Origin of the sequence: Branchiibius sp. NY16-3462-2, from assembly GCF_001594145.1 — a bacterium.
GTDB lineage: Bacteria > Actinomycetota > Actinomycetes > Actinomycetales > Dermatophilaceae > Branchiibius.
In genome coordinates, this window is the sequence record NZ_LVCF01000046.1 from 149790 (window position 1) to 167522 (window position 17733).

16 protein-coding genes are annotated in these 17733 nt (G+C 67.3%); 11 read left to right on the top strand and 5 right to left on the bottom strand.

The genetic code is table 11. The features are described from left to right. Positions 1 to 4 precede the first annotated feature (4 nt). Genes AZH51_RS18030 through AZH51_RS18050 form a run of 5 tightly spaced genes read left to right on the top strand, consistent with a single transcriptional unit; the run spans position 5 to position 6528 of the window. Entirely contained in the window at positions 5 to 1963 is a 1959-nt protein-coding gene (locus tag AZH51_RS18030) for a glycosyltransferase (RefSeq protein ID WP_291526245.1), read from the top strand. Then, positions 1960 to 3270, top strand: a complete 1311-nt coding sequence (locus AZH51_RS18035; RefSeq protein WP_291526246.1) for an O-antigen ligase — start codon at positions 1960 to 1962, stop codon at positions 3268 to 3270. Before AZH51_RS18030 ends, AZH51_RS18035 begins: the two co-directional genes overlap by 4 nt. After that, positions 3267 to 4415, top strand: a complete 1149-nt coding sequence (locus AZH51_RS18040) for a glycosyltransferase family 4 protein (protein WP_291526247.1) — start codon at positions 3267 to 3269, stop codon at positions 4413 to 4415. Before AZH51_RS18035 ends, AZH51_RS18040 begins: the two co-directional genes overlap by 4 nt. After that, positions 4415 to 5416 (top strand): glycosyltransferase family 4 protein, encoded by a 1002-nt coding sequence (locus AZH51_RS18045; protein WP_291526248.1) that lies wholly within the window; start codon positions 4415 to 4417, stop codon positions 5414 to 5416. Before AZH51_RS18040 ends, AZH51_RS18045 begins: the two co-directional genes overlap by 1 nt. Continuing rightward, on the top strand, positions 5413 to 6528 hold the full coding sequence (locus AZH51_RS18050; protein ID WP_291526249.1) for a glycosyltransferase: 1116 nt from the start codon (positions 5413 to 5415) through the stop codon (positions 6526 to 6528). The genes AZH51_RS18045 and AZH51_RS18050 overlap by 4 nt, the downstream gene beginning before the upstream one ends. On the opposite strand, the gene AZH51_RS18055 is transcribed toward AZH51_RS18050, so the two are convergent. Further along, the gene (locus tag AZH51_RS18055; protein ID WP_291526250.1) at positions 6529 to 7317 is read right to left on the bottom strand and encodes an FkbM family methyltransferase; all 789 of its coding nucleotides are present in this window, start codon (positions 7315 to 7317) and stop codon (positions 6529 to 6531) included. A gap of 22 nt (positions 7318 to 7339) precedes the next feature. Next, complete coding sequence (locus AZH51_RS18060; RefSeq protein WP_291526251.1) at positions 7340 to 8569, bottom strand: NADP-dependent isocitrate dehydrogenase; 1230 nt, start codon at positions 8567 to 8569, stop codon at positions 7340 to 7342. Between the two features lie 147 nt (positions 8570 to 8716). Here AZH51_RS18060 and AZH51_RS18065 point away from each other — a divergent pair, with 147 nt between their 5' ends. Further along, the gene (locus AZH51_RS18065; protein ID WP_291526252.1) at positions 8717 to 9259 is read left to right on the top strand and encodes a hypothetical protein; all 543 of its coding nucleotides are present in this window, start codon (positions 8717 to 8719) and stop codon (positions 9257 to 9259) included. A gap of 58 nt (positions 9260 to 9317) precedes the next feature. After that, the gene (locus AZH51_RS18070; RefSeq protein ID WP_291526253.1) at positions 9318 to 10304 is read left to right on the top strand and encodes a malate dehydrogenase; all 987 of its coding nucleotides are present in this window, start codon (positions 9318 to 9320) and stop codon (positions 10302 to 10304) included. Between the two features lie 84 nt (positions 10305 to 10388). Here AZH51_RS18070 and AZH51_RS18075 read toward each other — a convergent pair whose 3' ends face one another. The 3 genes from AZH51_RS18075 to AZH51_RS18085 are packed head-to-tail and all read right to left on the bottom strand — an operon-like array spanning position 10389 to position 12563. Then, positions 10389 to 10649 carry a DUF3017 domain-containing protein gene (locus AZH51_RS18075; protein WP_291526254.1) on the bottom strand — a complete coding sequence of 87 codons (261 nt, stop codon included), beginning with the start codon at positions 10647 to 10649 and terminating at the stop codon, positions 10389 to 10391. Beyond that, positions 10646 to 11491 (bottom strand): bifunctional methylenetetrahydrofolate dehydrogenase/methenyltetrahydrofolate cyclohydrolase, encoded by an 846-nt coding sequence (locus AZH51_RS18080; protein ID WP_291526255.1) that lies wholly within the window; start codon positions 11489 to 11491, stop codon positions 10646 to 10648. The genes AZH51_RS18075 and AZH51_RS18080 overlap by 4 nt, the downstream gene beginning before the upstream one ends. A 22-nt stretch (positions 11492 to 11513) precedes the next feature. Then, complete coding sequence (locus AZH51_RS18085) at positions 11514 to 12563, bottom strand: acyltransferase (RefSeq protein ID WP_291526256.1); 1050 nt, start codon at positions 12561 to 12563, stop codon at positions 11514 to 11516. A 74-nt stretch (positions 12564 to 12637) separates the two neighbouring features. On the opposite strand from AZH51_RS18085, the gene pta reads away from it, so the two are divergent. The 4 genes from pta to AZH51_RS18105 are packed head-to-tail and all read left to right on the top strand — an operon-like array spanning position 12638 to position 17669. Next, on the top strand, positions 12638 to 14770 hold the full coding sequence (gene pta, locus AZH51_RS18090) for a phosphate acetyltransferase (RefSeq protein WP_291526257.1): 2133 nt from the start codon (positions 12638 to 12640) through the stop codon (positions 14768 to 14770). Continuing rightward, positions 14770 to 15957 (top strand): acetate/propionate family kinase, encoded by a 1188-nt coding sequence (locus AZH51_RS18095; protein WP_291526258.1) that lies wholly within the window; start codon positions 14770 to 14772, stop codon positions 15955 to 15957. The genes pta and AZH51_RS18095 overlap by 1 nt, the downstream gene beginning before the upstream one ends. A 6-nt stretch (positions 15958 to 15963) precedes the next feature. Continuing rightward, complete coding sequence (locus AZH51_RS18100) at positions 15964 to 17010, top strand: glycosyltransferase family 2 protein (RefSeq protein WP_291526259.1); 1047 nt, start codon at positions 15964 to 15966, stop codon at positions 17008 to 17010. After that, positions 17007 to 17669 carry a class I SAM-dependent methyltransferase gene (locus AZH51_RS18105; RefSeq protein WP_291526260.1) on the top strand — a complete coding sequence of 221 codons (663 nt, stop codon included), beginning with the start codon at positions 17007 to 17009 and terminating at the stop codon, positions 17667 to 17669. Before AZH51_RS18100 ends, AZH51_RS18105 begins: the two co-directional genes overlap by 4 nt. Positions 17670 to 17733 lie beyond the last annotated feature (64 nt).

A 17733-nucleotide genomic window follows, 5' to 3' on the forward strand; every position in this document is an offset into this window, starting at 1 on the left:
CCGCGTGCGAATCCTGCGCCTCTCCCACAGTGGCGTGGTCGCCGCCTGGCGAGGTCGCGACGAAGCGCTGCGATCGTCGGGAAACTCGGTTCATCTGCTCTGCGCACGACGATGGAACCCCGTCGGCCGCGTCGTCGAGTTGTCCGCGGCGGACCGGGCGGATGAGAACCTCACCGGAGTCCGCACCTGGGGTAGCCACCCGGCGTTGTTCGTGTACGACCCCCGCGCGCTGTGGCGCGCCCTGGGCAGTCAGCGCTGGGACGTGCTGGATGTGCACGAGGAACCGTTCGCGCTGGCCACCGCCGAATTACTGGTGCTGCGCTGGCTGCGTCGCTGCCCCGCGCCGTACGTCATCTATTCGGCACAGAACATTCCCAAGCGCTACCCCATCCCCTTCCGCTGGTTCGAACGATCGATCCTGCGCCATGCCTCGGGGGCCTACCCCTGCAGCCGGGCTGCAGGCCGGATCATGCAGCGAAAGGGGTTCCCGGGCCGCCCCACGGTGATACCGCTCGGCTTCGATCCGGCTGTCTTCCACCCCGGGCCCGCAGCGCGTCCGGGCGGGCTGCCATCGGCGATACGGATCGGGTACGTCGGTCGGCTGGTCCCGCTCAAGGGCATCGCCACGCTGCTGGAGGCGCTCCAGCCGCATCCGCAGTTGCGCCTGGAGATCTGCGGAACCGGACCTCAGGAAGACGAATTACGCGCACTGGCAGCGCAATTGGGCATCTCGGAACGGGTGACGTTTATCGGCTCCCTGTCCGGTACCGAGCTTGCTGACTTCTATCGCTCCATCGACATCCTGGCGATCCCCTCGCTGATCACCCCGTCCTGGATCGAGCAGTTCTGCCGCGTCGCGGTCGAGGGCATGGCGTGCGGCGCGCCGATCGTGGCGACCGACTCCGGCGCGCTTCCGGAGGTCGTCGGTGACGGTGGTGTCATCGTGCCCGCGGGGGACGCGACAGCGCTCGGAGTGGCGCTGGCGGCACTCGGAGCGGACGTGGAACACCGTCAGCGCCTGGGCGCTGCGGGCGCGAGCCGCGCCGCCGCCATGACGTGGGACCGGGTGGGCTCCCAGTTGCGCACGCTGTACGGCACTGCGACCCACGAACCCCTGGCCGATCCGCCCGGCGTCCGCGTGGTCGTGGTGGCCTTCCACCGCGCCGACCTGCTCGACACGGCACTGCGCGATCTGCACTACCCGGTCACCGTGGTCGACAACTCCGCCGACGCTGAGGTGCGCGCTGTGGCGCAACGTCATGGCGCGGCGTACCTGGATGCGGGCGGCAACGCCGGTTTCGGCGCCGGGGTGAACCTGGCGCTGGCCAGCTTCGACGAACCCGCGGACGTTCTGCTCCTCAACCCCGATGCCGCCATCAGCAACGAGGCGATCGCCCGGATGCATGCGCAACTGCGCGCGGCCCCGGACGCGGCGTCGGTCGCCGCCCCCCAGACCGACGACGGCGGCCGGCCGGCGCGAGTGATGTGGCCGTTCCCGACTCCTGCCGAGAGTTGGCGCGCGGCGCTCGGCCTGGGTCGGTGGTCGCGACCCGGGTTCGGCATCGGATCCATCCTGATGCTGCGCGCTGAAGCGCTTGAGCAGGTCGGCGGCTTTGACGACGCGTTCTTCCTGTACGCCGAGGAGACCGATTGGGCCTACCGCGCCCGGCTGATGGGCTGGCGACATCTGCTGGCGACCGATCTGTCCGGCACCCATGAGGCGGCGGCCACCAGCACCGACGAGTCACGGCGCGAAATCCACTTCGCCGCCGGGCACGAACGGTTCTCCCGCAAACACTTCGGTGCCCTGGGTTGGACAGTGACCCGGGCCGGTGTCATCGTGGGCGCCGCAGGCCGGTGGGCGCTTCAGCCCTCCGGCGCACGAGGGCACTTGGCTCGCGCGGGACGTTATCTGCGCGGCCCGGTGGCGCTGGAGAAGACACTTTCGCAGGGAGCGGAATGACGACGTTCGTGAGGGACCGCGCGGGCGGTGTTGCCGCGGCGATCCTCGCCGTCGCGGTGGCCGTGCTCGCGGGCCTGCACGTCAACCAGCGACCCACCCTGGTGATCGGCCTCACCGCGGGCCTGCTGGTCTTCCTGATCGGCGTGTACGACGCGGGCCTGCTGGCGCTCGTATGTTGCCCGGCGTTCTTGATGGTCATGCGCATTTCTGTCGCGGGTACCGACCTTGCCATCTCCGACTTCGCGATCGCCGTGTGCGCCCTCGCCGCTCTCCTGTCCGGTCCGCGGCCCTACCCGCCCGCCATGCGGGCCCTGTTGTGGCTGTGCGTCGGATACCAGGCAGCCCTGACGATCACGTTGATCGCGACCCCCTACCGCGCGAACTTCATCGAGTGGGGCCATGAGCTGATGCTGTCGGCCGGTGCGTTGGTCGTGGGGTGGACGCTCGCCGCGTCCGGTCGAGCGACGGCGGCGTGCAAGGTGCTCCTGACCTGCGGGGTGCTGATCGCGGTGGGCGTGATCGGGCAGGGGCTGGTCCAGTTCTCCCGTGGCGACTACAGCGCCGTGTACCTTGCGGGGCCGTTCCCCATGCACAAGAACCTCTCCGGGACGATCCTGGCCTTCCTGGCTCTGCTGGCCTACGCCCGGCCCATGTGGCTGCCGATCAAGACCAACGTGCTGCGCCTGACGTTCACCGTGCTGGTGATCGGCCTGCTCTTTACCCAGGCCCGGCAGGCCATCGTGGCGCTCATGGCCGGGATTCTGGTGCTGCTCTGGATGCGCCCTAAGGAGCAGCGGCGCTCCACCGTGATCGTGGTGCTGGCAATCCCGGTGGCGGCCTTCATCTGGTGGGCGACCCAACAGCAGCTCGCCGATCCGAGCGACTTCTCCTCGGCGAACATCCGCATCTCGTCGTGGAATACCTCGATCCAGATCTGGCAGCTCAACCCGTGGTTCGGTCAGGGTTTGAGATGGTGGTACCGCCCCGACTTCCCCGGCATCATCGCTCCCCCGAACGGCTTCACCGAGATGCTGACCAGTGCCGGCATCATCGGCGTTGCGGCCTACGTCCTGTTGTTCGCGGGTGCTCTGTGGGTCCTGGCGCAGGTTCCGCGTCGCTACAGCGCCCTGGCGATCGCGGTCCTCGTCGCGCACCTGCTCCGGGGTCAACTCGATATGTTCTGGCTCGCCGTCACGGCCTCGTTGCCGTGGTTGCTGGTGGGTATCTGCCTCGGGGCACAGCGCTGGGAGCACCCGATCGAGTCCGCACGCCCCGCGCATCGGCGGACCGAGAAGATCCCCGCATGAGATCGGTGCGCCAACTGGCTCCACGCATCGGTGAAGGCACGGGTGTCGGTGCGGTCGCGGCTGGGTTGGCCGGTGCGTTCCGCCGGGCGGGAATCGACGTAGAGGAGTTCACCCTCGCCGACACACCGTTCCGCCCGCTGCCCGGACGCTCTGCGCTGGTGCGACATCTCGACCATGCACGTGAGGTCATCTATTTCTCCTCGGTCGGCTCGTATCGCGCGCGCCGCGTCCTGCGCCAGCATCCGCAGGAGTCAACGATCTGCCACAACGACCTTCTCGCCGGTGAGATCTACGTCAATCACGGGTTGTTGCGGGCTGCCATGGCATCGCGCGGTCACCCCACTCTTCGACTGATCCGCAACCCCCTGCATCTGTTCACGCAAGCACGTGACTGGTGGCGCTTCTCCTACTCCCGGGCCCACCGCGTCGTGGTCCACCTGAGCGCTCAGGAGCAGGCCACCTTCCATCGCTTGTATCCGCGTTCGCGCCTGCGAACCGCCGTGATCGGCAACGGCGTTGACACGACGTTCTACCGCGCTCCCACCGACGTCGAACGCTCCTGTGCCCGTGACCAATTCGGGCTATCGCCGGATGCGTTCGTCGTGAGCTTCGTAGGGCACGAGTTCGGCCGGAAGGGCCTGCGGTTCATCATCGATGCCTTGCCCGCTCTGCCAGCCGAGGTGCAGGTGCTGGTGGTGGGAGGACGACAGGAAGACATCTCTCACGCGCGCCGACAGTGTCGCTCCCTCGCCGTCGATGACCGGGTGATCTTCGTCGGGGTGCAACCGGACTCACGAGCAGCGCTGTGGGCCTCGGACGTCCTTGCGCTACCAAGCAGCTATGAGTCCTTCAGCCTCATCCTGTTGGAGGCCCTTGCCTGCGGGGTACCCGCCATTCACACCAGGGTGGGCGCGGCGACCGAGCTCATCGACCCGGGCGTCAACGGCTTCCTCGTCGAACGAACCGTTCAGGACGTCACCGCCGCGATCCGGGCCGCCCAGCGACTCGACGCTGCAGCAGCCCAACAGGCAGCGGTGGACGCCGCCGCTCCTCACGACTGGAGCGTCGTTGCGGAACGCTACCTTGCCCTGCTCGCCGAGCTTCACCAACAGGCCTCGCCGGTGCACCCGACAGCGGCCATCTGATGAAGGTCGCCCACGTGGTGCGCTCCGACGGGTTCGCCGGGGTCGAGGCACACATCCTTGCCCTCGCGCCTGCCCTGGCCGAACTGGACATCGACGTCCGCGTCATCGGCGGTGATCCGGAACGAATGGCAGAACCACTGCTGGCCAACGGAATTGCGCACTATCCGGCAACGACTGTCCGGGATGTCGCCCGGCAGTCAGCACGGCTGCATCGGTGGCATCCCGACCTGGTCCACAGCCACATGACCGCCGCCGAATGCGGTGTCCTTGCCGCTTCCCCCTGGTTGCGAGTCCCTCTGGTGAGCACCCGACACTTCGCCGAGGTCCGCGGGCAGGGTGGCCGGTGGGAGCGGCCCTACCGATTGCTCGACCGAGTCGCGAGCCAGGTGTCGGTCAGCGACGCAGTCGCCGAAGCAATCCACACCCCCAGCGCCGTGATCCATCCCGGTGTCACCGCGCCGCCACCCGACCACGATCGCACCAGGACTGTCCTGATCGCCCAGCGACTCGACGCCGAGAAGGCCACTGCTGTCGGGGTTGAGGCGTTCCGTCGCTCCGGACTGGCCGACCGCGGGTGGCGCCTGCTGATCGCAGGTCGCGGCGCCGAGGAAGCCGCCCTTCGTGACCCGGCGGACCCAGCTGTCGAGGTCCTGGGCTATCGCACCGACGTGCGCACCCTGATGGCCCGATCGTCGATCTTCCTGGCCACATCTCCTTTCGAGCACTTCGGAATCAGCGTCGTCGAAGCCATGGCGGCCGGTACGCCAGTCATCGCCACCGCCCGCGGCGGGCATCTGGAGACGGTCGGTGCGGTCAGCCCCGAAACCCTTTACGAGCCGGGCGATCCGGCCGCGGCCGGAAGGCTTTTGGCCGAGCTGGCCGGGGATCCCCCGCGCCGCGCCACCCTGGGCGAAGCACTACGCGCCGACTACCGTGCTCGCTTCACCGTCGAGGAATGCGCCCGTCGTCACGTCAACCTCTATGAGGACCTCCTGCGATGACCGAGGCAGTAGTCGTCTCCCTGGAGCCCTGGGACGACGTGTGGCGCCGCAACCAGCACTTCGCCACCGTTGCGCTGCAACGGGATCCGCAGCTGCGTCTGCTCTTCGTAGAGCCGGATCATGACGTCCTCCACGATCTGGTCCGACGGCACCGCCCGAGACCTGGCCATCGGCTCTCGAACCTCGGGCCTGGCGAGTCGCGTTATGCCGACCGCGTATGGCGTTGGAGCGCAACGAAGTTCCTGCCACGCAGACTCGATCCGACGTACGACGCGCGCTGGGCCTGCCATGTCCAGCGCGCCGCTGCACGGATCGGCTTCACGCATCCAGTGCTGTGGGTGAACGATCCGCGTGGCGCGTCCGTCGCGCGCCGGACCGGATGGCCGTCGGTCTACGACATCACCGACGACTGGCTGGCGGCGCAGCGCACCCCGGCCGAGCACGCCCGCCTCGTGGCCGACGAGGACTACCTTCTGAACCGGTCAGCGCAGGTGACGGTCTGCTCCCCCGACCTGTTGGGGACGAAGACCGGCAGCAGCCCGAGGTCGTTGATCACCAACGGAGTTGACCTCGACCACTGGCGAACACCCCGGGACCGCCCTACCGATCTACCGGACGTCGCTGTGCTCTATGTCGGCACCCTGCACGAGGACCGCCTGGACGTGCCCCTGGTGGCGGCTACCGCCACAGCCCTTGCTGGCTCGACCACCGTGACACTCCTGGGGCCGAATGCGCTGACGCCACAGTCGACTTCAACGTTACGTGATGCCGGCGTAGTGCTGCTCGGCGCTCGCCCGTACGCCCAACTACCCGGTTATGTGCAGCACGCCTCTGTGCTCATCGCACCGCATCTGGTCAATGCCTTCACTGAGTCACTCGACCCGATCAAGCTCTACGAATACCTGGCCGTCGGACGACCCATCGTCAGTACGCCGATCGCGGGCTTCCGGGACCGGCCTGAAGTGACCGTCGCGCAAGGACCGGACTTTGCCGACGCGGTCCGTACGGCACTCACGGCAAGCGGCCACTCGGCGTACGTTGCGGATGACCTGCCGACATGGCAGAGCCAGGGCGCACGATTCGCCGAAGCGCTGGACGACGCACGCAGCTAGTCAGTGCGATTGATCCGCCGTGACCCACGACGGGAGCGGGATCGCGGCGCGGCTGGCGATCACATCTCCCTTGCACAGCATCCACCGGTACCCGTGGTCGATGAGCGCGTTCCTACATTCCCACATGTCGGCCTGACTGAGATTCACCCACTCGAAAGACAGGATGGCAGGAGTGAGCCCCAGGGCGAACGCCATCCGGACGATCTCGAAATCGAACCCCTCGACATCAATCTGCAGGAGGTCGATCTCCGGGATGGCGTAGCGCTCGATCAACTCCGCGAGCGTGAGGGTGGGCACGGTCACTTCTTCAATACGGTCACGGACATCCGGGATGTAGTGCCAGCGACGCTTGACGACTTCGCGCGAGAACGAGCTGAACTGATCGAACGGCAACCCATCAACCGCACCGTCCTGCCGAACGCGGTACATGGTGGCCGTCCCGTTGTGCGCGCCCACCGCACCATTGATCGGGTGCACGCGGGGGTTGCCCGCGTAGGTGCGCACGAGTGCCTCGTAGACCTCGGGCACGGGCTCGACCGCGTACAGACTCCACTGGCGCTCGACCACGGCCTGGTGGATGGGGTCGTTCTCGACTCCGTCGTTCGCACCGATCTGCAGAACGGTGAAGCTTCCTTTGCGTTCCTCGATGGGCCGCGCAAGGAGCGACCTGAGGTCGATCTCCTGCTCCTCGTGGAACCGCGGCCCAACCAAGGAGTAGCCGCGCCGACCAATGCCCGCTGTGATGCCGTCCGCCAGTCGTTTCTTGATGGTTCCGACTGGCGACTTCATCGCACTCCTGCGAGTTGGCCGGTCAGGCGCTCATGGCCTTCTGCAGGTTCTCGTCGATCGCGGCGAGGAACTCCTCGGTGGTCAGGAACGGCTGGTCCGGGCCGACCAACAACGCGAGGTCCTTGGTCATCTTGCCCTCTTCGACGGTCTCGATGCAGACCCGCTCCAGGGTTTCGGCGAACTTCGTGACCTCGGGCGTCTCGTCCAACTTGCCGCGATGCGCCAGACCCTGGGTCCACGCGAAGATCGAGGCGATCGGGTTGGTCGAGGTGGCCTTGCCCTGCTGGTGCTGGCGGTAGTGCCGGGTCACGGTGCCGTGGGCGGCCTCGGCCTCGACGGTCTTGCCGTCGGGGGTCATCAGTACGGAGGTCATCAGCCCCAGGGAGCCGAATCCCTGTGCCACGATGTCGGATTCGACGTCACCGTCGTAGTTCTTACAGGCCCACAGGTAGCCGCCCGACCACTTCAGCGCTGAGGCCACCATGTCGTCGATCAGGCGGTGCTCGTAGGTCAGGCCCAACTCGTCGTACTGCGCCTTGAACTCCTCGTCGAACACCTTCTGGAAGATGTCCTTGAACTGGCCGTCGTAGGCCTTGAGGATCGTGTTCTTGGTCGACAGGTAGACCGGCACCTTGCGCTGCAGACCGTAGTTGAAGGAGGCGCGCGCGAAGTCGGTGATCGAGTCCTTGAAGTTGTACATGCCCATCGCCACGCCACCGTCGTCGCCGTACTCGGCGACTTCGTAGCTCTGCTCCGGGCCGCCGTCGGCAGGCTTGTAGCTGATAGTCACGGTGCCGGCACCGGGCACCTTGAAGTTCTGCGCTTTGTACTGGTCGCCGTGCGCGTGCCGGCCGATGATGATCGGCTTGGTCCACCCCGGCACCAGACGCGGGATGTTGGAGATGATGATCGGCTCGCGGAAGATGACGCCACCGAGGATGTTGCGGATCGTGCCGTTGGGGCTCTTCCACATCTCCTTCAGGCCGAACTCCTCCACGCGCGCCTCGTCCGGCGTGATGGTCGCGCACTTCACGCCGACGCCGTATTGCTTGATCGCGTTGGCTGCGTCGATCGTGATCTGGTCGTCGGTGGCGTCCCGCGCCTCGATGCCCAGGTCGTAATACTTCAGGTCGATGTCCAGGTAGGGATGGATCAACCGGTCCTTGATGAACTGCCAAATAATGCGCGTCATCTCGTCGCCGTCGAGTTCGACGACCGGGTTCTTGACCTTGATCTTGTCCGATCCGGACATATGTAAGTCGCTCCTACCTGGTGGGTACACCGTCCCTACCAGGCTAACGGCACCACCGGCGGCCGTCGCCCGGGGCACCCCGTTCGCCTTTGCTATATCGCCCGGACGTGACCAGCCAATATGCTGCCGCGAGGGAGGGAGATCACCATGACGCGCGAAAACGACGGGCCACCCGGCGCCGGGCCGCCGACGATCAATCGTCGCACCCTGGCGAAGGGCGCGGCGTGGACGACCCCTGTCCTGCTGGTCGGCGCGGTAGCGCCCGTGCAGGCAGCCAGCGTCGTTTCACCCTGCCAATGCCTCGTGGGATTCAACCTTGGCTCGAACTGGTCGCGGTCAGACACTTCGTACACCTTCACCATGAACGTGACCAACTCCGGGTGCGGCGCGCTGTCCGCTCTCTTCGGACTGGTCAATGCAGGCGACACCACTGCGACCTACGCAGTCACTTACAGCGACGGCACGTCTGCGTCGCTCAACGGATCGACATCGGGCAACCTGCTACTCGTGGGCACCGTGACGGGGACGCTACCTGCGGTGCCGACTGGCAAGAGCGTCACCAAATTCTGCGTGACGTTCGATATCTCCTACCGCTTCGTCCTTACGAGCATCGTACGGACCTGCGTGTTATCACTCTGCTGGACGCTTGGCACCCCCACCGCCACCTCCGGGAACCTGACCGTCGCCTGATCCAGCGACCCTGCTAGCGTCGCGACGTAAGCATCGTTTCCGCCCCGAGGGGATTCCCATGAGCACGCCTGTCAAGGTGGCCGTGACCGGTGCCGCCGGTCAGATCGGCTACAGCCTGTTGTTCCGCATCGCCAGTGGTTCACTGTTCGGTCCGGACACTCCCGTCGAGTTGCGCCTGCTGGAGATCACCCCGGCCCTGAAGGCGCTTGAGGGTGTCGTCATGGAACTGGACGACTGCGCCTTCCCCACGCTGGCTGGTGTCCAGATCGGTGACGACCCGGCCAAGGTCTTCGACGGCGTGAACTTCGCCCTGCTGGTCGGTGCGCGTCCGCGTGGCCCGGGCATGGAGCGCGGCGACCTCCTGGAGGCCAACGGTGGCATCTTCGCCCCGCAGGGCAAGGCCCTCAACGACGTTGCCGCTGACGACATCCGCGTGGTGGTGACCGGCAACCCGGCCAACACCAACGCCCTGATCGCCCAGAGCAACGCCCCCGACATCCCCGCGTCGCGGTTCTCCGCGCTGACCCGCCTGGACCACAACCGGGCGATCAGCCAGCTCGCCGCCAAGACCGGTGCGGCCGTGACCGACATCAAGAAGATGACGATCTGGGGCAACCACTCCGCCACGCAGTACCCCGACTTGTTCCACACCGAGGTCAAGGGCCAGATCGCAGCCGACCTGATCAACGACCAGGAGTGGCTGGAGAACACCTACATCCCGACCGTCGCCAAGCGCGGCGCGGCGATCATCGACGCCCGCGGTGCCTCCTCCGCGGCATCGGCCGCCTCGGCGACCATCGACCACGCCCGCACCTGGGCCCAGGGCACGCCCGATGGCGACTGGGTGTCCATGGCCGTCAAGTCCGATGGCTCGTACGGCGTGGCCGAGGGTCTGATCTCCTCCTTCCCCGTGACCGTCAAGGACGGCGAGTGGGAGATCGTCCAGGGCCTGGAGATCAACGACTTCTCCCGCGGCAAGATCGATGCTTCGGTGGCCGAGTTGGCCGAGGAGCGCGACGCCGTCAAGGGTCTGGGCCTCATCTGAGCCGCTTGGTCTGATCCATCACGTACGTCGAGAGGCGCCGGTCCGCAGGGACCGGCGCCTCTTCGTTCGCTCACGCCAGAGCGCTCACAGCACGACCACCGCGAAGATCAGGATCGTCGCCAGGCCCAGGCCGCCGTACAGGCAGACATCGATCACCCGGTGCCGGATGGCCAGCCCCGGGGTCTTCGACGACGGGACCAGCGCGCGCACGGCGGCGGCGGCCAGCAGGGCCGAACCGATGACGTAGCCACCCATGCGGACAGAATCGGCGACGATCATCACCAGTCCGGCGGCGCACAGCACGGCCAGCGCCCACCACGCCGAACCCAGCCGGGCAGCATTCACTCCAGCGCCCGTTCCGCAGCCTCGACGACGTTGACCAGCAGCTGCGCGCGGGTCATCGGCCCGACGCCGCCGGGGTTGGGCGAGAAATACCCGGCCACCTCCATCGCGTCCGGCGCGATGTCACCGGCGACCTTGCCCTCGACACGGGAGACCCCGACGTCCAGCAGCGCCGCACCGGGTTTGACCATGTCGGCGGTGATCAAGCCGGGCACGCCGGCCGCGGCCACCACGATGTCCGCGTCGCGCACGTGCCGGGCCAGGTCCCGGGTGCCGGTGTGACACAAGGTGACCGTCGCGTTCTCCGAGCGCCGGGTCAGCAGGAGGCCGAGCGGGCGACCGACGGTCAGCCCACGCCCGACCACGGTGACGTCGGCGCCGGCGATCGGCACGTCGTACCGGCGCAGCAACTCGATGACGCCCATCGGTGTGCAGGGCAGCGGCCCGCTCTCCCCCAGCACCAGTTTGCCCAGGTTGTACGGGTGCAACCCGTCGACGTCCTTGGCCGGGTCCACCCGCGAGAGCAACGCGAATTCGTCCAGCCCCGTGGGCTGTTGGACCAGGAAGCCGGTGCACGCCGGGTCGGCGTTGAGCTCGTCGATGACGGCTTCGACTTCCGTCTGGGTCGCGGTGGCGGGCAGGTCACGGCGGATGGAGGTGATGCCCACCTGGGCACAGTCGCGGTGCTTGGCACCGACGTACCAGTGGGAACCCGGATCGTCACCGACCAGGACCGTGCCCAGACCCGGCACGACGCCCTTCTCGCGCAGGGCTGCCACCCGCTGGGTCAGCTCACCCTTGATCGTCTTCAGCGTCGCCTTGCCGTCCATCAACGTCGCAGTCACGGCGGCCATCCTCCCACGGCGTTCACGTCGTCCTGCCGCCCCGTACCTGGCGGCTGAGGGCGTGGGAGGGCTGCTCTACGCAGCGATAGAGCACCCGCGCCACCAGACTGGTCGCCAGCAGCACCAACCCGCCGCCGAGGATCCAGTAGACTGGCCATGCGTCCGGCAGGAGCGCGACGGCAGGGGCGGCGACCTGGATGACCGGCTGGTGGACCAGATAGAAGCTGTAGGAGCGCAGGCCGAAGCCATCCAGCGGCGTTTCGGCGAACCAGTCACCGACCGGTCCGGTGAAGAGCAGGACCGCTGCGGCGCAAGGAAACGCCCAGACCACCGCTTGCCCGAGGCCAATGTCGGCGGTGTCCACTCCCGCTGCCATGACGAGGCCGACCGCGAGCGCCGCGACGAGCCATCGCCGGTCGATCGCGCTGCGGTGCTGGTAGATCACCGCGCAACACATCCCCGCCACGAACTGGATGAGCCGGTCCGGCAGCGTGAAGGAGTAGCCAAGTGCCGTGCCCGGAGCCAGCGGACCGAGCGCTGACCACACGACGCTCAGCACGCAACTGGCCACCAGGAGCGACCACAGACCCCACCGGCGCCACCACAGCACCAGCAGGGGGAACACCAGATAGAGATGGACCTCCAACGAAACGCTCCAGAGCGAACCGTTGATCGCCCCGGTGGTGCTCGGAATCCACGGTTGGATGAAGAAGGCGTACGCCGCGAGGTCGCCACCGGTGGCCGGCGACCGGACCAGCAGATGCCAGGTCGCGGGCAGCACGGCAAGCAGGAAGGCAGCCAACAGCGCGACATAGTAGGACGGCAGGATCCGCAGCGCCCGCCGCTTCCAGAACGGCACCGCGTCGACGGCTGGTTGCCCTCGCGTCAGCGGTAGCGCCAGGCAGAAGCCGGAAATCACGATGAAGAGATCGACCCCGTGCGCCGCCAGCGCTGATAGCTGCGGGAGCTTGCCGGGCAGGTGAAGGAACGACCAGTACTGGTTGAGGTGACACACAAAGACTGCGAAGGCGCCGATCCCACGCAGGGCGTCGACGCCGCGCACCCGTGTCACGCCGAAAGCGTAGAACGGTCGGCGACCGTTGACGGCTGGTCCCGGCGGACCGGATTTCGGACTAGATTCGTGGTGTGGCCACTAGCGTCTACGTCGCGTCCGCCGAGGGGTTCTCGGGCAAGTCCACCATCGCCCTGGGCGTACTGGACGCCCTCGGGCGTAGCGGCGAACAGGTGGGGGTCTTTCGCCCCATCGCCCGATCGTCGGTCGAACCCGATTATGTGCTGCAGACCCTGCTCGAGCACGACAGTGTCGATCTGGAGTACGCCGAGTGCCTGGGTGTGACCTACGACGACGTCCGCGACGATCCCGAAGAGGCGTTGTCGACGATCGTGCAGCGCTACAAGCACGTCGAGGCGCAGTGCTCAGCCGTGGTGATCGTCGGCACCGACTACACCGACGTCAGCGGGCCCACCGAGTTGGCGTACAACGCGCGGATCGCCGCCAACCTCGGCGCGCCGGTGCTGCTGGTGCTCAACGGACGCGACGCCGGATCGGCGGCGGAAACCCTCGGCATCAGCGAGCCGCGCACCCCTGAGCAGCTCGGGCACATCGCGCACCTCGCCGTGGCCGAGCTCATCCACGAGCGCGCGCAGATCCTGGCCATCGCCGTCAACCGGGCCGACGAGACCTGCCTGGATGAGATCCGCAGCACGGTGCACCACGTCGTCTCTGATCAACTCGGGCTCGGTGACACCCCGGTCTGGGCCGTGCCTGACGACCCGCTGCTGGTGGCACCGAGTATCCGTGACATCCAGGTCTCCCTCGGTGCCGCTCTCCTGCGTGGTGATCCGACCCGGCTGTCGCGCACGGCCTCCGGCCTGGTGATCGCCGGGATGTCGACCGTCAACGCCCTGGAGCACCTGACCGACGGGGCCGCGGTCATCGTGGCCGGTGACCGCTCCGAGATGCTGCTGGCCACGGTCCTGGCGGATCAGTCCGGAACGTTCCCCTCGCTGGCGACCATCATCCTCAACGGTCCGTTCGAAGTGCCTGAGGTCATCCGGCGGCTGTTGGACGGCATCCCCTCGACGCTGCCCGTGTTGCAGACCGATCACAACACCTACCAGACCGCCGTACGGGTCATGAATGCCCGTGGCCGGGTGACCGCCGACTCGACGGTTCGCTACGAGCGAGCGTTGGCCCTCTTCGAGCGCAACGTCGACCGCGAGGAGTTGCTGCGGGCGCTCGATGTGTCCCACACCAGCGTCGTCACTCCGCTGATGTTCGAGTACGGGTTGGTGGAGCGAGCCCGCAGCCAGCGCAAGACGATCGTGCTGCCCGAGGGTTCGGACGACCGCATCCTGCGCGCGGCCGCCATCGTTCTCAGCCGCGAGATCGCCGACCTGATCATCCTGGGTGACGAGGAACAGATCCGTGCCCGCGCCCACGAGCTGGGTGCGGATATCACTGCGGCACAGATCATTTCGCCCTTCGACGAGGAGTTGGTCGGGCGCTTCGCTGCCGAGTACGCGCAGATCCGGCAGAAGAAGGGCGTCACCCTCGAGCGGGCCGCTGACACCGTCACCGATGTGTCCTACTTCGGCACGATGATGGTGCACCTCGGGTTGGCCGACGGGATGGTCTCCGGAGCCGCCCACACCACCGCGCACACCATCCGGCCAGCGTTCGAGATCATCAAGACCCGCCCCGGGGTCTCCGTGGTGTCGTCGGTCTTCCTGATGGCGCTGGCCGACCGGGTGCTGGTCTATGGCGACTGCGCGGTGATCCCCGACCCGACTGCAGAGCAGCTCGCGGACATCGCGGTCAGTTCCGCCGCGACCGCTCGAGCCTTCGGGATCGAGCCCCGGGTGGCGATGTTGTCCTACTCGACGGGTAGCTCCGGTTCGGGGGCCGACGTGGACAAGGTGCGTACGGCGACCGACCTGGTCCGCGTCAAAGCTCCGGATCTGCCGGTGGATGGCCCGTTGCAATATGACGCGGCCACCGACGCGGCGGTGGCCCGCACGAAACTGCCGGAGTCCGAAGTCGCCGGTCGCGCAACGGTATTCATCTTCCCCGACCTCAACACCGGCAACAACACGTATAAAGCGGTGCAGCGCAGCTCGGGCGCCGTCGCCATCGGCCCGGTGCTGCAGGGTCTGAACAAACCGATCAACGACCTGTCCCGGGGAGCGTTGGTCGAGGACATTGTCCTGACGATCGCGATCACCGCGATCCAGTCGAGCATTGCGGGAGGCGTCTGATGCGGGCGGTATTGGTCATCAACTCGGGCTCGTCGTCGTTCAAGTACCAACTGATCGATAGTGAATCGGAGCAGGTGCTTGCGACCGGTCTGGTGGAGCGGATCGGCGATGAGCACTCCGGGATCACCCACACCGTGGACGGCACGAAACATCAACGCGAGTTGCCGATTGCCGATCACACGGCCGGGTTCGGCGCGATGATGGATGCGTTCGGCGAGTTCGGTCCGTCACTGGATGATGACCCGCCGGTCGTGGTCGGTCACCGGGTCGTGCACGGCGGTCAGCGCTTCTTCGAGCCCACCGTGATCACCGACCTGGTGAAGATCAACATCGAGGACCTGTCCGAGTTGGCCCCGTTGCACAACCCTGGCGGGCTGCAGGGCATCAATGCGGCGCAGGCGCAGTTCCCGGACATTCCGCACGTCGCCGTCTTCGACACCGCGTTCCATCAGACGATCCCGCCGGCCGGCTACACCTACGCCATCGACCGCGATGTGGCGCAGCGATACCGGGTCCGCAAGTACGGCTTCCACGGCACGTCACACCAGTTCGTCTCGGGGGCCGCGGCGCAGTTCCTCGACCGGCCGCTGGAAGAGCTGCGGCAGATCGTCTTCCACCTCGGCAACGGGGCTTCGGTCACGGCGGTCGACGGCGGGAAGTCGGTGGAGACCTCGATGGGTATGACGCCGATCCCCGGTCTGGTGATGGGGACCCGCAGCGGCGACATCGACCCCGGTGCCCTGATGCACCTACTGCGGCACGCCCGGATGGACGTCGACGACATCGACAATCTGCTCAACAAACGCAGCGGCGTCCTGGGTCTCAGCGGCCACAGCGACATGCGCGATCTCGCTGACGCCATCGCCTCCGGTGATGCCGCCGCCCAGGCCGCTTTCGATGTCTACATCCACCGGTTGCGCCTCTACCTGGGTGCGTACGCATCCATCCTGGGCGGCGTGGACGTGATCGTCTTCACCGCGGGTGTCGGCGAGAACGATGACACCGTCCGAGCCGCCGTCCTGGCGAAGGCAGAGTTCCTCGGGGTGCGAATCGACCCGGATCGCAACGCTGTTCGCTCCCACGAGCCTCGGCGGATCAGCACGGACGACTCGGCGATCGACGTACTCGTGGTGCCCACCGACGAGGAGCTCGAGATCGCCCGACAAGCCGTCACCGCGATCTCCTGAGCACGCATGGGTGACGCCGCCGACCACGGCCTCAGCGTCGTGGTGCCGGTGCACAACGGCGCGCGAACCCTGGCCGATGCCCTGGAGTCGCTACGCCGTCAGACGGTGCCCTTGCACGAAGTCATCGTCGTCGACGACGGCTCGACCGATGAGAGCGTGCAGATCGCACGCAGTCATCCGCTGGGCGCCCGGGTCATCGAACTCGGCACCAACCAGGGTGTCGCCTTTGCCCGCAACACCGGCCTGCTGGAGGCCCGCACCGAGCGGGTGGCCTTCCTGGACCAGGACGACCTGTGGCTGCCGACCCGCGCCGCACGGCTGCAGGCGGTCTTCGCCGACCACCCCGACCTGCAGGTGCTCGTCACCGGCGAGCGGGTGTTCGCGGCCGCCGAAGACAAGGCGGCCCTTGTCGAGGACGACCATCCCTTCCTCGACTGGGTCCAGTGGTGGCCCGCGGCCGGCCACGTCATCGACGCGATGTCCGCCCTTCCAGCAGATCCCGAGTCGGAACTGACGTTGCTCCCCACCGCTCGCATCCTGACCGGCAGCATCACGGTCAGCTCGTCGTACGTGCTGCCGCGCACTCTCAGCCTGCAGGTCGGTGGGTTCGCCAGCTGGGCGCGGTCGGCCGATGACTGGGTGCTGCTGCAGACCCTGGCCGCCCGTACGCCGATCGGCTCGGTCGATGACCGGACGGTGCTCTACCGCGTGCACCCGACCAACACCTCGGTCACCACGCGCTGGCCGCGCACCTTGCTGACCCTCGCGGCCGCGATGCGCCACGGGGACGCACTGGTACCCGCCGACCACGAGCGCGACGCGGCGTACGTCGGACCGCTGGTCGGCACGAACCTGCTGCCCCACTATCTGTGGGCGCTGGCGCGGGAGCCGGGTGGGCGCAGCGCGGCCGACACCTGGGCACTGTGGCAATTGCTGGCCACCGACGAGGACCGCACGCTGCGCAACGTGGTTCGGTTGGCTCGCACTCAATTGCGTGCCCGAATACCAGCCGCTGTCCGTGACACCCTCCGAGGCAAGGGAGACGCCCCGTGACCCACCCCGAGCAGCAGGCGACCTACCAGGAAGAAGCGCTGCCCGAGATCCTGCCCTATCTGCCTGCCGGGGCGTCGTCAGCGCTTGATGTCGGTTGCGGCCCAGGCGGATTCGGTCCCACGCTGCGGCGACGCTATCCCGATGCACGCATCGTCGGCGTCGAAGCGGTCGCGTCCCAGGCCGAGATCGCACGCACCGATCACGGGTTCGACGAGGTGGTGACCGGGTACTTCCCGGACGCCCTGGCCGACCGTTCGGAGCGGTTCGACGTGATCACGTTCAACGACGTGCTGGAACACATCGTCGACCCCTGGTCCGTCGTCGAGGGTCTTCACGACCGTCTGACCCCCGGCGGCCACGTGGTCGCATCGATCCCCAACGTGCAGTTCGTCTGGAACCTGACCGATCTGCTCGCCGGTCGCTGGAACTATCAGGACTGGGGAATCCTGGACCGGACCCACGTGCGCTTCTTCACCCGGACCACCGCTTGTTCGCTGTTCACCGACCACGGTTTCGAGGTCGAGACGTGTGTCGGGATCCGACCGGCCGGCCATGGCGGCCGGTTGGACAAACGCGCCCTCCGCAGCGGACTGATGATGCTCATCCCCGACAGCCGCTGGACGAACTTCCTGATCGTCGCCCGGTCACTGCGGCCCTGACCAGCCCGGATCTCACTCACCCCGGTAGGTAGGGCACGGCGGTTAGGGTTTTTTCATCATGCGC